Origin of the sequence: Streptomyces sp. SudanB52_2052, assembly GCF_964272415.1 — a bacterium.
Classification (GTDB): domain Bacteria; phylum Actinomycetota; class Actinomycetes; order Streptomycetales; family Streptomycetaceae; genus Streptomyces; species Streptomyces olindensis.
Map to the genome: position 1 here is coordinate 4,329,576 of NZ_OZ186796.1, position 14,065 is coordinate 4,343,640.

Here is a 14,065-nt window from a genome sequence, read left to right on the forward strand (position 1 = left end):
GCAGGTCACGTCCTCGCCGCGGCCCGGCTGCTCCCGGGCCGCGGCGAGCCCGGAGGATGTCGCGGGTCGCCGACCCTGTTGATCGCCGACTCGACGGCTGCGATCCGGTCGGCCAGGAGGCCGAGGGCCCCGACGGCTCGGGCGAGTGGGTCGTCCTCGGGGCCGCCGAGTGTCCGGGCTCGGACGTGGGCCGCCTTCACCTCGGTCCAGCGGGCGGTCTGCTCGGGGGTGAGGGTGCCGCGCAGCTCGGCGAGCTTCAGCAGGTTGGCCTCGGCTCCGGTGGTGAGGGTCTGGGCCTCGGCCCGGTAGTGGTCCTCGATCAGCGCGGCCAGTTCGGCGTCGTTCATGACGGGCTGGACGCGCTGGGCGATCCTGTTCATGGTGCGGTAGGAGCCCTGGAGCCGGAACGGCGGTTCCGTGCGGGTCGTGTCCGACTGGGCCGCCGAGGCGATGTACGCCGCGTTCACGGCCAGGACCGTGTCCCGAGCGGTGAGCAGATGACGGAGCACGGCCAGGATCCGTTCCAGCTCCGCGGGGGCGTAGGGATGGGTCAGGCGGTCGGCGCGAGCCGTCGGGTCGTCCTGGGCGAGGCGGATCAGCAGGTCGAGGTCGGCACGATCGCGGCCGGCGAGCGGGGCGAGGGCCTGGTTGGCGGTGAGGGCGTTCTCGATGAAGCTGAGCGCGAAGTGGTCGTCCTTGCCGGTCAGGACGTCACCGAGGTTCCACACGTCGGCGCGGTTGGCGAGCATGTCGGGCACCTGGAAGCGGCTGCCGGACTCGGTGTAGGGATTGCCGGCCATGGAGACGGCGAAGCGTTTGCCGCGCAGGTCGTAGGTGCGCGGTGCGCCGTCCCACACGCCCTCGATGCGGCGCGTGGCGTCGCAGAGGGGGATGAACTTCTGGAGCAGTTCGGGCGAGGTGTGCTGGATGTCGTCCAGGTGGAGGAGGGTGTTGTTGCCCGCCGCCAACGCGAAGTTGATCTTCTCGACCTCCTGGCGGGCGGTGGCGTTCGGGGCCTCGGCCGGGTCGAGCGACGTGACGGCGGGACCGAGTGCCGGGCCGTCGACCCTCACCAGGATCATTCCGAGCCGGTCCGCGACGTACTCCATGAGGGTCGTCTTGCCGTAGCCGGGCGGGGAGATGAGCAGGAGCAGGCCGCCGGTGTCCGTGCGTTTGGCCTCGCCCGTGGTGCCGAGTTGCTTGGCGAGGCTGTCGCCGATGAGGGGGAGGTAGACGTCGTCGATGAGCTTGCTGCGGACGAACGCGGACATCACGCGGGGCCGGTGGTCGTCCAGGCGGAGGCGGGTGCGTTCGGCGTTCACGAGGGCGGTGCGGCGGCGCTGGTAGGCCCGGTGGGCGGGTGCGTCGTGAGTGCGGAAACGGCGTGTGCGGGCCAGGAGTTCGTCGATGCGGACCACGAGGGCGCGGCCGGTGATGCGGGGGTGGCTGCCGAGCAGGCCCGTGACGGTTTCGGTGAGCGGCGCGTCGGACTCGTAGCGGGTCAGGCCGGGGCAGAGTTCGGCGGCCACCGCCTCGGCCAGGTCGCCGGGGGTGAGGTCGGTGCCGGTGGCGGTGGTGTACGCCGTCAGCCATGCCTCGACCAGTTGCTCGCGGGCGGCGGTGTCGGTGAGGGCGGTGAGGTCGTCGTCGTAGGCCGATGTGCCCACGGTGCGGCGGAACTTGTCGAGGAGGGTGCGGGTGCCGGCGCTGATGACGAAGCCGGGCGGGCCGCTGGTCAGTTCCTCGAAGAGGTACGCGGCCGCCGCTTCTCCGCCCGCGACGTCCGCCAGCTCCCGTCGCAGCTCGGCGATGGCGGGCGCCGGGCCGAAGGTGTCCCGGGCCCGGGCGAGGGACACCGCGCGCCGGGTCCAGCTCTGCCGCTCCTCGGCCGTCGTGCCGTGCGCCCAGAACAGCTGGGCGGCCGCGCGTGCGGCCGGTTCGTGGCGCAGCGGACCGGCGCCCTCGTGCAGGCGCAGGAGCGCGGTGAGGATCGCTGTCGCGTCGTGGTCGTGCACGCCGCGCTCGTAGCCCTCGTCGTACGACGACTCCGCGGCCTGCCGCACGAGAGCGGACAGGTCGGCTTCCGCCAGGGCCTCGCGCCCGTGCTCGTCCAGCAGGCGGGCGGCGAGGTGCTCGGCGCGGTAGACCTCGGGCGACTCCGAGGGAAGGGGGCGGTCCCAGTACGGGCGGGTGGCGGTGAAGTCCGGGCCGGTGACCGGGGAGCGGTAGTCGGTGCCGGTCAGGGCGAAGGCGAGGGTGTCGCCGTGCGGGACGAGGGTGAGGTCGAGCGGCTGGGTGTTGACGGCGAAGCGGTGGGTGCCGAGTCGGATCGTGCGGCCGTCGTCGGTGTAGAGGTCGGTGCGGTCGCGCAGGGCGCGGAGCGCTTCCTGCCGGGCGGCCTTGAGGCGACCGTCCAGCTCCTCGGCCCTCACCTGGTCGCCGAGGTCGCGCAGTTCGCCGGCGATGCGACGGACCTTGGCGGGCAGCGGGTCGGAGGTGAAGAACGTGGCGACGGCGTCCGCGTCCGGCTGGGCCGCGGCCCGGCGGGCGACGGTCCGCAGGACGCGGGTCGCCGACTCGGCCAGGCGTTCGGCGCGCCGGGCGCGGGCGTCGGCGAGGGTCTGCTTGCGGGCGGAGAACGCCTCATGCAGCTCGTCACGCCTGTCGGCGAGAGTGGCGAGGAAGTCCTCGGACTCGGCGAACCGGGACTCCAGCGTCTCCACCTGGACGAGCAGGCGGGCGAGCTGCTCGTCGCACGCCTCGGGGCTGTCCGAGGCGGCGAGCGCGCCGGTGACGGACTGGCCGAGCAGGGCGAACTCGGCGGCGAACTCGGCTCGCCCCTCCTGGTCGAGAAGTGCACGGCGGCGGCCGTCCAGGACGGCACGGGCGCGGTTCACGCCGCCGAGGACCTCGGCGATGCGCCCCAGGACCGCGGTACGGACCGTGGCGTCGGCGATGTCGATACCGGCGACGACCTCCGTCACCGTGCGCAGCCCGGCGGCGAGTTCGTCCATGCGGGCGGCGACGGGCGCCGCCTCGGCCACCGTGGCGATCGCCTCGGCGTCGGCGACGAGCCGTTCGACGTCCGCGTGGTGGCCGGCGAAGGCGTCCTCGCGGGCGAGGTGGGCCACGGCGCGCCGGCCGAAGGCGGCGAGATCGGACTCTGTGGCGGCGGCGAGTTCGTCGATGCGGGCGGCGTCCGCGTACCGCAGGTCCTTCAGGGTGAGCAGATGACCTTGCGCCCGGCGCAGTTCGGTCAGGCCGGTCACCCACTCGGCCGCGCTGCGCGCGGACTCGCCCCGCAACCGTCGTACGACCTCGGTGACCCGCGCGGCGGCTTCGGTGAGCGCGTCGTCGGCGTGCCGGGTGAGTGCCTGGACGGTCGCGAACTCGGCCAGCACCTGTTGTGCCGTGTCGCGCAGGTGCGCCAGCGGGGTGCCGAGGTCGCCGAGTTCGGGTTCCCCGAGCCAGTGGTGGGTGTCCGCCGCCCGGGCACAGGCGGCCAGCAGCGCCTCGTACACCTCGCTGGTCGGGGTCGTCCCGGCGACGGCTGCGGTGATGGAGAGGCAGTCGGAGATGCCGCGCACGAGGTCGGCGTTGCCGATGCGTGCCAGGGGGCCGGCGCCGATCGGCCGGGCGGCGGCGTGGGTGTCCGAGACGTACGGGGAGTTCCACAGCTGCACGGGGTGGACGCGCTGCGGTTCGTCGGTGTCGGCCCGGAGGATCACGAGCGCGCCGTCGTCGAAGAGGGCCCAGCCGTTGCAGGGCAGGGGGCTCGCCATCTCCTTGCGGATCGTGTTGTACGGCAGGAGGAGACCGCGGCCCTCCGCGCGCGCGTGGAAGGCGTAGAGCACGTCCTCGCCGTTCGGGGAACGGATCTCGCGCTCGAAATCCGGTTCCGCCGTGTCGAGTTCGTAGGTCTTGTGGGTGCCGGTGGCCAGGCAGTGGCCGCCGGGGAAGACGATCCCCTGGTCCTCGGGCAGGCGGCGGCACGCCCGGCCGATGCCGTCGAGGCGGACGACGGTCCTGGTGAGGGTGTTGAACACCAGGTGGCGGTCGGTGTCCTCCTTGTAGGGGCGGACACGCAGCAGGATGAGGGCGCCCACCCGCGCGTGGGCGATGTCCGCGTCCGCGAGGGACTGCAGCGGCTCGTCGACGGGCTCGGTGTGGACGCCCTCCGCCGTCTCCGTGTCGTCGTCGGTCTTGACGGTGAGGACGCCGCCGACCGTGGAGACGAAGACCTCGCCGCCGATGGAGACGTGCGGGTGACGGCCGGGGACGTGGTCCTCGCGGGTGCTGTCGAGCCATTCGACGTCGTGGGACGGCGGCAGGACGTGGTCGCGTTCCCCCCGGGCGTCGAGGAACGTGGCGGCCCGTCCGCCGTCGGACAGGGCCCAGCGCAACACCCGTGTGTCGTCCGCCTTCTCGCCGGTCTGGAACACGGCGAGCAGCCTGCCGTCGGAGCGTCGGAGCCGGAGCAGCCGGGCCTGGCGGTAGTAGCGGTGCAGGGCGCCGAACTCGCGGACGAAGTCGGGATCGTCGAGCAGGCCGGGCACCGCGTCGTCGGGCAGCCGGTTCAGCTCACGGTCGTACAGGGCCAGGACATCGCCGACGCGCGTGTCGGCCGCGCGGCTCGGGACCGCGTTGCAGCCGGAGAGCAGCACGTCGCCCACGGCCACGATGTCCCGGGGCACCGCGGCGTGTTCGGTGCGCAGGCGGCCGGTGCCGGCGCGTTCGAGCCGCGTCGAGCCGAACTCCTCGCCACGGCGGGCGTTGAGGGCCTCGGCGCGGCGGGCGAGTTCGGCGGCCTGCGCGCTGAGGCGGTCACGCAGCACCTCGTACGTGCCGGTGTCCACGGGATCGTGCGTACCGGCGCCCGGGCCGATCGTCATGGCATGCCTCTCAGGAAGTCGGTCAAGGGCCGGTCCGGAGCCGCCGCCCCCTGTGCGGCGGCTCCGGAACCGACAGGGCGGGTCAGGCGTGGGCGGCACTGCCGTTCAGGGCGGTGAGCGGCTTGTCCGCCAGGCCCAGTTCGCCGGCGCGGTCGAGCAGCTGCTGGAGCTGCCCCGAGTCGGCCCCGCCGGTCTTCATCAGCTTCAGCAGCAGCGCCGAGACCGTCAGGTTCCGCACGTCGGCCGTGGAGACCGAGCCGAGGACGCGGCCCAGGTCGTCGGTGAAGCTGGAGGTGCCGTCCAGCCAGGGCCGGGCCAGGGCCTGTGCGGTCTCGGAGTGCTGGACGAAGCCGTCGACGCCCTTGCCGAGCGCGATCGAGGACATCAGCCGGTCGAAGAAGACCGACTCGCCGCCGACGATGCTGATGTCGGCGCTCTCCAGACCTGTGGCGAGCACCGCCGCCTGTGCCTCGGCGACCTGCCGCTGCACGTCGAGCCCGGCGAGGCGGATCTCCTTGTCCGCCTGGACGCGCAGCCGGTACTCCTCGTGGCCGCGTGAGGCGTCGTCCAGGGCGGCCATGGCGGCGGCCTTCTGGGTCAGGCCCTCGGCCTCCGCCTTGAGCTTCTCGCCGATGGCCGCGGCCTCCGCCAGGGCCTGGGCCTGGGCGCCCTCCGCCTCGGCCCGCAGCCGGGCCTCGGTGGCGACGGCCTCCGCGCGGCCCGCCTTCTCGATGACGTCGGCTTCCTTGTCCCGGACCTGGACGGCCGCGAGGCCTTCGGCGGCCGCCTCGGCCTGGATGCCCTCGGCGAGGCGGAGCCTGGCCCGCGCGTCGAGGTCGGCCGTCTTCAACCGGGCCTCGGCCAGCGTCAGTTCCTCGGAGGCGCGGTGCGTGGCGGCCTGTTCGGCGGCCTCGGCGGCCTTGATGTCCTTGACCAGCTTCTCCTGCGCCTCGGCTTCGGCGGCGATGATCACGGCCTGCCGCTGCCGTTCCGCCTCCTCCACGGCCCGCAGCTTCTTGATGGACTCCTCCTGCTCGGCGACCGTACGGTCCACGGCGACGCGCTCGCGGATGACCTCGGCGATGTCCCGCCGCTCCGCCTCGATCTCCTTCTCGGCGGCGATCCGGGTCAGCTGCGTCTCCCGTTCCCGGCCGATGACTTCGAGGAGCCGGTCCTTCTCGATGCGCTCGTTCTCGACGGCGATGACCCGCTCGCGGTTCTTCGCGGCGACGGCGACCTCGCGGGCCTGGTTCTCGCGCTGCACACCGAGTTTCTCCTCGGTGGCCAGGAAGGCGCCCTGGGCCCGCAGCCGCTCCTCCTCCACCACCCGCGCCGTCTCGGCCTCCTCCCGGGCCCGTACGGTCGCGATCTCGCGCTTCTGCTTGATCTCCGCGTCGGCCTGCCGGCGCTCCAGTTCGAGGATGGCCTCGCGGGCGTCGACGTTCTGCCGGGTGATCTCCTTCTCCTCGGTGCGCTGCGCCTCGTTGGTGCGCACGTGCTCCACGGCCGTCAACTCGGTGATCTTGCGGATGCCCTGGGCGTCGAGGACGTTGGCCGGGTCGAGCTGGGCGACCGGTGTCTGCTCCAGGTAGTCGATCGCCGCGTCCTCCAGGTGGTAGCCGTTGAGGTCGACGCCGATGACCTCGATGATCCGGTACCGCAGCTCCTCGCGCTTGGTGTAGAGGTCGGTGAAGTCCAGTTGCTTGCCGACGGTCTTCAGCGCCTCGGAGAACTTCGCGTGGAACAGCTCCTGCAGCGTGTCCCGGTCGCTCGCCCGCGCGGTGCCGACGGCCTGCGCGACCTTGATGACGTCGTCGACGGTCTTGTTGACCTTCACGAAGAACGTGATCCGGATGTCGGCGCGGATGTTGTCCCGGCAGATCAGACCGTCCTTGCCGGTCCGGGTGATCTCGATGGCCTTCACCGAGATGTCCATCACCTCGGCCTTGTGCAGCACGGGCAGCACGACCTGCCCGGTGAAGGTCACGTCGACCTTCCGCAGCTTGGAGACGATCAGCGCCTTGCCCTGTTCCACCTTGCGGAACAACCGGGAGACGACCAGTACGGCGAGCAGGGTGACGGCGACGAGGACGCCGACGCCCAGGAGGATGACATTCATGGCAAACGTCCTTGAGGCGTGAAGGAAGCGAAGCGTGAGGGCGCCGGCGGCGAGGGCCGGCGGGGCACTGCTCTCAGGCGGCGTGACCCACGTGGTCCCGGACCTCGCCACGTTCGGGCGAGCCGGGTTCGTCGGGGAAGAGCCGGTGCAGGGGACGTACGAACAGGCGGGTCAGCCGCCATGCGACCGGCAGGGCCGCGACGGGCAGGGCCATGCGCAGCAGCCCGGTGGCGGGAGAGGGCGGCGCGCACGCGGCCAGCAGGAGGACGCCCCCGACACTGAGGAACCAGGCCACGGCCGTCAGCGTGGACACGGCCACCGACACGGGCACGCCGCCCATGCCCCAGGCACGGAGGTTCACGTCCGCGTCGAAACTGCCGGCCGAGGTGAAGCCGGCGGCGACGAGGAGCCAGAAGCACAGCACCACGACAAGGGCGGTGGTCAGGAGGATCGTGGGCGGGCCGGTGGCCGCCGAAACCAACGTCCGCATGCCCTCCCCCTCCCGTCCCGTCCCGTCCACATCGCCCGTCCACCGTGTTCGGCGGCGCGTCGCTCACTCAGGGTTTCCGATGCCGGACACCTGCCGGTGTCCGGCATCCAGATCCCCCGTAGTGCTCCCCGCGACCCATCCTGCACCGGCGGCGCACGCCCGCGCATTGCCGGTTCCCGGCAGTGTTGTCTAGGGTCTGCATGCCGGTCCGCCGCCAAGAAACCGTCAGCGGCGCGTCAAGAACTCGGGGGCGGCATGGCGGAGTTGGAGATTCCGGAGCAGCCTGGGAAGTCTGGTCAGCGTCCGTAGGGCCGTGTGCCCATTTCGCCGACCCCCGGAGGATCGCCGCCTTGGCCGCCACCCCGCCCCGCACCCCGTTCCTCGGTCTGCTCTCCTGGCCCGAACGACAGGCAGTGGCCCGCCGTCCTGATCGCCTCGCCCACCGGGGACGCCGACACCATCCCCGACGTCCACCAGCGCACCGAAGCGGGCGGAGCATGACCTGACCGCCACCGTGACGCGGCAGGCGGCGCCGATGGTGACCGCGGGTGGACTCAACCGCCGGACGTCTGCCCCCGGCGCGGCGTCTGGGGCGACCTGGCGGCCTCCGCCTCCGCCTTGGCGTCGCTCACGGCGGCGGCGGCCTGTTTCCCGGCCTCGTCAGCGGCCGCGGCGGCGGCGGACGATACCGTCCAGCCCGCATCCAGCTCCGGAGTGCCGCCCTCGTCCGACGACGGGCCGGCACCGGCGCCGGCCGCTTCCTCGGGTCGCGCCGCCGGCTGGTCACCGAACGCGCGGGTGACGGTCCGCACCGCCTCGGTCAGCTCTCCCGGGATCACCCAGAAGGTGTTGTTGTCACTGCTCGCCAGGTGCGGCAGCGTCTCCAGGTACTTGTAGGCCAGGATCTTCGGGTCGGCGTTGTTGCGGTGGACGGCCTGGAAGACGAGCTCCACCGCCTTGGCCTCGCCGTCCGCCCGAAGGATCATGGCCTGCTGCGTGCCCTGCGCCTCCAGGATGTCCTTCTGCTTCGTGCCTTCCGCGGTGAGGATCTTGGCCTGCCGCTCCCCCTCGGCGTGCAGGATGGCCGCGCGCTTGTCCCGCTCGGCCCGCATCTGCTTCTCCATCGCCTCCTTGATGGTGGCCGGTGGATCGATGGCCTTGATCTCGACGCGGTTGACCCGGATGCCCCACTTGCCGGTGGCGTCGTCGAGGACCGCGCGCAGCCGGGAGTTGATCTCCTCGCGCGAGGTGAGCGTCTCCTCCAGGTCCATGCTGCCGATGACGTTCCGCAGCGTGGTCACGGTGAGCTGGTCGATCGCCTGCAGGTAGTCGGCGACCTCGTAGGCCGCCGCCCGTGGGTCGGTGATCTGGTAGTAGAGCACGGTGTCGATGTTCACCACGAGGTTGTCCTCGGTGATCACCGGCCTGGGATCGGACGAGTAGACCTGCTCGCGCACGTCGAGCTTGGTGTTGATGCGGTCGGCCACCGGCACGACCAGGTTCAGTCCGGGCTGCAGCGTCCGGCGGTACCGGCCGAACCGCTCGACGTTGTAGCGGCGCGCCTGCGGCACGATCCGCACGGTGGAGGCCACGAGGAAGACGACGACGAGGGCCGCCACGAGAATGGGGATGACAACTGGATCCACAGTGCCTCCACTGCTGTGTGTTCAGCCGTTCACGGAAGGAGCTCGCGGGGGTAGACGATCGCCGTGGCCCCTTCGATCTCCATGACGTCCACCAGCGCCCCCACCGGGATCACATGGCTCTCGTCGAGGGCGCGCGCGGACCACTCCTCCCCGGAGAGCTTGATCAGGCCACGGGTCGCGGTGACCTCCTGCACGACCTCGGCCCGCTTGCCGATCAGCGCGTCACTGCCCTCGCGTACGAGGGGCTGCTGCGCCATCTGCCGCAGCGCCACCGGACGGACGACGACAAGGCCCACCGCCGCTGCCGCCCCGAGGGCCAGGAGCTGGCCGAGGAGGCCGACGCCCACACCGGCCACCACGGCGGCGACCAGCGCGGCGCCCGCCAGCAGGCCGAAGACGAGGGTCAGGGTGAAGAACTCCGCGACGCCCAGTGCCCCGGCGGCGAGCAGCCATACGAACCACGGCATGGGATCGCCCTCCTTCCGGGGCCTTCTCCACCAAGGTACCGACCGGACCGGCCGCCGCCTACCGGCCTCCGCCCGCCCCCGTCAGCGGTGCTCGGGATTGTCCGCACCCGGGCGGCAGCCTGCGTCCCACTGCGAGCGCTGGTTGCCGTGGGCGGGGATGCCTCCGGCGCGCTTCAGCAGGGCCGCGAGGTGCATCAGGTTCCAGGTCATGAAGCTGGTGTTGCGGTTGGTGAAGTCGTTCTCCGGGCCGCCCGAGTCCGGGTCGAGGTACGACGGGCCGGGGCCGACCGCGCCGATCCAGCCGGCGTCGGCCTGCGGCGGGATCGTGTAGCCGAGGTGCTGGAGGCTGTAAAGGACGTTCATCGCGCAGTGCTTCACGCCGTCCTCGTTGCCGGTGATCAGACAGCCGCCGACGCGGCCGTAGTAGGCGTACTGCCCCTGTGTGTTGAGAAGGCTGGAACAGGCGTAGAGGCGCTCGATCACCTTCTTCGTCACGGAGCCGTTGTCGCCGAGCCAGATCGGCCCGGCGATGACCAGGATGTCCGCGGCCATCACCCGCTCGTACAGCGCGGGCCACTCGTCGGTGGCGAAGCCGTGTTCGGTCATGTCCGGGTAGACGCCGGGTGCGATGTCGTGGTCGACGGCACGGATCTCGGACGTGGTGACCCCGCACGACATCATGATCGCCGCACTCTTGTCGATCAGGCCCTGGGTGTGGCTGAGCTGCGGGGACGGTTTGAGGGTGCAGTTGATGTAGAGGGCGGTCAGGTCGTCGAAGCGGTACGCGGCGTCGGTGGCGGCGTCGGTGGAGGGTGCGGCTGTCACGGGGGCAGCATCTCGCGCGGATTCCGGTTTGTCCCGGTCCGACGCACACCCTCACGCCTTACGGAGTCATGACGTACGGGCGCGCTCCCGTGGTGCGGTGCCTGGGCGTGCCTAGCGTGGCCCCCATGCGGGTACTGGTCACCGGCGGTGCCGGGTTCATCGGCTCTCATGTGGTGGAGGCGCTGACGGCGCGCGGGCACGAGGCGGTCGTCTTCGACGTACGGGAGGATCCCGGCGCCGACGTGCGGGACCCGGCGGCGGTCGCCCGCGCGCTCGCCGGTGTGGACGCCGTGTGTCACCAGGCCGCGATGGTCGGGCTCGGCAACGGGGTCCTCGATGCGGCGGAGTACGTCTCGCACAACGACCTCGGGACCGCCGTCCTGCTCGCCGCCATGGCGGAGGCGGGGGTGCGGCGCCTGGTGCTGGCCGGGTCGATGGTCGTCTACGGGGAAGGGCGGTACGACTGCCCGCGGCACGGGGGCGTACGACCCGGGCCGCGGGCCGTCTCCGACCTCGACGCGGGACGGTTCGAGCCGCCGTGTCCGGTGTGCGGGGAGGACCTCGCCCCCGGGCTGGTCGACGAGGACGCCCCGGCCGACCCCCGGAACGTGTACGCGACGACCAAACTCGCCCAGGAGCACCTGGCCGCCGCCTGGGCCCGCTGCACGGGTGGGTCGGCCGTGACGCTGCGCTACCACAACGTGTACGGGCCCGGCATGCCCCGCGACACCCCGTACGCCGGTGTCGCCTCCTTCTTCCGCTCGGCGCTCGCCCGGGGCGAGGCCCCGCGGGTGTTCGAGGACGGGCGGCAGCGGCGGGACTTCGTGCACGTCCGGGACGTGGCGGCGGCCAACGTCTCCGCCCTGGAGGCCCCGTCGCCCTCGGGGGCACTCACGGCGTACAACACCGGCAGCGGTGACCCGCACACCGTCGGCGACATGGCGCGGGCGCTGGCCGCCGCGTCCGGCGGGCCCGAGCCGGTGGTCACCGGCGAGTACCGGCTCGGAGACGTACGGCACATCACCGCGGACTCGTCCCGGCTGCGGGAGGCGCTGGGCTGGAAGCCGGAGGTCGGCTTCGAGGAGGGCGTGGCGGAGTTCGCGCGGGCCGGAATGCGGGACGCATAGGACCGGTGGTGCTGCCCGCATCAGGAAGCGGCGGCGGGCAGCACCACCTCGAAGCGGCGACCGCCGGGAATGGTGCGCACGGTGGCCCGGCCCTGGTGTGCCTCCCCTGCCCGGCGCCGAGCGCCCGTCGGCGCCATGCTGAGCACCGCCGGCGCCACCGCCCCCGACGTCCCTGTTTCGTAAGGAGCGTCAGTCCGGTATGCCCGATTCCCGTTCGTAGGGTGAGACCCGTGACGACGACATCTGCGGATTCGGACGTCGACGTGGTGCTGCCCTGCCTGAACGAGGCCGAGGCCCTGCCCTGGGTGCTCGAACGGATCCCGCCGGGCTGGCGCGCACTCGTCGTCGACAACGGTTCCACCGACGGCTCCGACCGGGTGGCCCGTGCGTACGGCGCGACCGTCGTGCACGAGCCGCGCCGGGGCTTCGGCGCTGCCTGCCACGCCGGGCTGACCGCCGCCACCGCCGACGTGGTGTGCTTCTGCGACTGCGACGCCTCCCTCGACCCGTCGCTCCTCGTCCCCTTCGTCCGCGAAGTGCGCGGCGGCGAGGCCGACCTGGTGCTCGGGCGACGGCGACCGCGAGGCCGCGGCGCATGGCCCGCGCACGCCCGGGCCGGCAACCTCGCGCTCGCGCGGATGCTGCGCCGCCGCACCGGACTGCGGCTGCACGACCTCGGTCCCCTGCGCGCCGCCCGCCGCGAGCCGCTGCTCGCCCTCGGCCTCACCGACCGGCGCAGCGGCTACCCGCTGCAGATGGTCGTCCACGCGGCCGACGCCGGCTGGCGGATCGCCGAGCACGACGTGCCCTACCTGCCGCGCACCGGAACCTCGAAGGTGACGGGCACATGGCGGGGGACCTGGCAGGCCGTACGGGACATGAGCCGCGTGTTGAGCGAGGCCCCGGCAGACCGAGGAGGAACCGTCCGTTGAGTGGGTTGCCCACGCTCCTGATCATCGCCAAGGAGCCGCGGCCCGGCCGGGTCAAGACCCGGCTCACGCCGCCGTTCACGCCGAAGGAGGCGGCCGAGCTGGCCGAGGCGGCCCTCGCGGACACCCTGCGCGCCGTGGCGGCCACGCCCGCCTCCCGGCACGTCCTCTGCCTCGACGGCACGCCCGGCCCCTGGCTGCCGCCCGGCTTCGACGTCGTACGGCAGTGCGCGGGCGGGCTGGACGAGCGGCTGGCGGACGCCTTCGCGCACTGTGACGGCCCGGCGCTGCTCATCGGCATGGACACCCCGCAGGTGACACCGGAGCTGCTCACCGTGGACTTCTCCGACTGCGACGCCCACTTCGGCCCGGCCGAGGACGGCGGCTACTGGGCCCTCGGCCTGGCACGCCCCGACCCCACCCTGCTGCGGGGCGTCCCCATGTCCACGTCCATGACGGGAGCGGTCCAGCGGAACCGGCTCGTCAGCGCAGGCCTGAGGGTGCGGGACCTGCCCCGGTTGCGGGACGTCGACACGGCCGCCGACGCCCACGCCGTCGCCGCGCTGGCCCCGCACGGGACGTTCGCGGCCCGGCTGACCCGGTACCGGACGGCGCGGCGCCCATGACCACGACACCCGCGGCCTGGGCCGCCGCCGACCCCTACGCCACCGCCCTGCGCGCGGGCCGTGGCCCGCTGTTCCTGCGCCGCGCCGACGGCTGGCTGCTCCCGCTCGACGTGGAACGCTGGTGCGCGCACGCCGACCCCGTCGACCGGGACGTGCTGGACCGGTGCGAGGGCAGCGTGCTGGACGTCGGCTGCGGACACCGTCCTGCTCATGGACGGCAACGTCGGCATCGGAGGCGATCCGCGCGCCCTGCTGAACCGGGTGGCCGAACTCCTCTCCCCCGGAGGTTTGTTGATCGCCGAGACCGCGCCGGTGGACATCGACGAGCGCGTCGAGGTGCAGGTCGTCGACGTCATCCACAGCTGTGGACCGGGCGGTGCGTTCCCCTGGGCGCGGCTCGGTACGCCGGCCCTGCTGCGGCAGGCCCGCCGGGCGGGGTGGCGGGCCGCCGGTCAGTGGGTGGCCGGCGGGCGCTGCTTCGTCGCCCTGCGCAGCCGCAGCGCCAGCAGCAGCGCCGCTGCGCCGAAGAGTACGGCGGTGATCAGCAGCCAGCGGGCGAGGAAACCGTCCGGCGAGAGACCGGTGCCCAGGCGGTAGCGCCGCTCCACCCTCCCGCTGATCAGCGGGAACCACACGAGCAGGAGCAGGCCGGACAGGGCCGCCGGGACGCGGACGTACAGGGCACGGTCCCGGTGGCCTGTCGCGTCCAGCCCCCGGACGACGGACCGGTCCGCCACCGCGTACAGCGGCAGCAGCACGAGGTCGTGCAGCAGCGCCGCCCCCACGAACCACACGGCCACCGCGAACCAGTCGTCGGCGAGGAGGCGGACGCCCGCGTAGCCGGTGAGGGCGAACGAGGCGCAGAGCAGCAGAAGCCGGAAGGGACTTCCGACGGGGACCCCGCGTCGCACCATGGGTTTCCCGGGCCGCAGCGCTGGTTTCCT

At 72.8% G+C, this 14,065-nt stretch carries 10 protein-coding genes; 3 read left to right on the forward strand and 7 right to left on the reverse strand.

Features of this window, described 5'->3' with window-relative positions; translation table 11 throughout:
- Positions 1-5 precede the first annotated feature (5 nt).
- The 6 genes from ACSUPV_RS19105 to ACSUPV_RS19130 form a co-directional block, all read right to left on the reverse strand.
- Positions 6-4,892, reverse strand: coding sequence for a DNA repair ATPase (locus ACSUPV_RS19105; protein WP_436947895.1), 4,887 nt, complete (start codon positions 4,890-4,892; stop codon positions 6-8).
- Between the two features lie 82 nt (positions 4,893-4,974).
- Positions 4,975-7,011 (reverse strand): hypothetical protein, encoded by a 2,037-nt coding sequence (locus ACSUPV_RS19110; RefSeq protein WP_031116809.1) that lies wholly within the window; start codon positions 7,009-7,011, stop codon positions 4,975-4,977.
- Between the two features lie 73 nt (positions 7,012-7,084).
- Positions 7,085-7,501: a hypothetical protein gene (locus ACSUPV_RS19115; protein WP_051648820.1), complete on the reverse strand. Its 417-nt coding sequence runs from the start codon at positions 7,499-7,501 to the stop codon at positions 7,085-7,087.
- Between the two features lie 554 nt (positions 7,502-8,055).
- The gene (locus ACSUPV_RS19120) at positions 8,056-9,147 is read right to left on the reverse strand and encodes an SPFH domain-containing protein (protein WP_359785580.1); all 1,092 of its coding nucleotides are present in this window, start codon (positions 9,145-9,147) and stop codon (positions 8,056-8,058) included.
- A 29-nt stretch (positions 9,148-9,176) separates the two neighbouring features.
- A complete protein-coding gene (locus ACSUPV_RS19125; protein WP_031120323.1) occupies positions 9,177-9,614 on the reverse strand; it encodes an NfeD family protein in 438 nt (145 codons plus the stop codon).
- An 81-nt stretch (positions 9,615-9,695) separates the two neighbouring features.
- Positions 9,696-10,439 carry a flavodoxin family protein gene (locus ACSUPV_RS19130; protein WP_031120322.1) on the reverse strand — a complete coding sequence of 248 codons (744 nt, stop codon included), beginning with the start codon at positions 10,437-10,439 and terminating at the stop codon, positions 9,696-9,698.
- Positions 10,440-10,564: 125 nt separating this feature from the next.
- Between ACSUPV_RS19130 and ACSUPV_RS19135 the strand changes: the two genes are divergently transcribed.
- The 3 genes from ACSUPV_RS19135 (at position 10,565) to ACSUPV_RS19145 (ending at position 13,121) form a co-directional block, all read left to right on the forward strand.
- Complete coding sequence (locus tag ACSUPV_RS19135; protein ID WP_382613549.1) at positions 10,565-11,566, forward strand: NAD-dependent epimerase/dehydratase family protein; 1,002 nt, start codon at positions 10,565-10,567, stop codon at positions 11,564-11,566.
- Positions 11,567-11,787: 221 nt separating this feature from the next.
- Positions 11,788-12,498, forward strand: coding sequence for a glycosyltransferase family 2 protein (locus ACSUPV_RS19140; RefSeq protein WP_436947896.1), 711 nt, complete (start codon positions 11,788-11,790; stop codon positions 12,496-12,498).
- A gap of 5 nt (positions 12,499-12,503) precedes the next feature.
- Complete coding sequence (locus tag ACSUPV_RS19145) at positions 12,504-13,121, forward strand: TIGR04282 family arsenosugar biosynthesis glycosyltransferase (protein WP_031120320.1); 618 nt, start codon at positions 12,504-12,506, stop codon at positions 13,119-13,121.
- 452 nt (positions 13,122-13,573) lie between these two features.
- Here the strand turns inward: ACSUPV_RS19145 and ACSUPV_RS19150 are convergent, their stop codons facing one another.
- On the reverse strand, positions 13,574-14,035 hold the full coding sequence (locus ACSUPV_RS19150; RefSeq protein ID WP_436947897.1) for a hypothetical protein: 462 nt from the start codon (positions 14,033-14,035) through the stop codon (positions 13,574-13,576).
- Between the last annotated feature and the right edge of the window lie 30 nt (positions 14,036-14,065).

Bases quoted from the DNA above. Each gene is read 5' to 3' on its own strand.
- ACSUPV_RS19105 (WP_436947895.1), bottom strand. From the start codon at position 4,892: ATGACGATCGGCCCGGGCGCCGGTACGCACGATCCCGTGGACACCGGC.
- ACSUPV_RS19110 (WP_031116809.1), bottom strand. From the start codon at position 7,011: ATGAATGTCATCCTCCTGGGCGTCGGCGTCCTCGTCGCCGTCACCCTG.
- ACSUPV_RS19115 (WP_051648820.1), bottom strand. From the start codon at position 7,501: ATGCGGACGTTGGTTTCGGCGGCCACCGGCCCGCCCACGATCCTCCTG.
- ACSUPV_RS19125 (WP_031120323.1), bottom strand. From the start codon at position 9,614: ATGCCGTGGTTCGTATGGCTGCTCGCCGCCGGGGCACTGGGCGTCGCG.
- ACSUPV_RS19135 (WP_382613549.1), top strand. From the start codon at position 10,565: ATGCGGGTACTGGTCACCGGCGGTGCCGGGTTCATCGGCTCTCATGTG.
- ACSUPV_RS19150 (WP_436947897.1), bottom strand. From the start codon at position 14,035: ATGGTGCGACGCGGGGTCCCCGTCGGAAGTCCCTTCCGGCTTCTGCTG.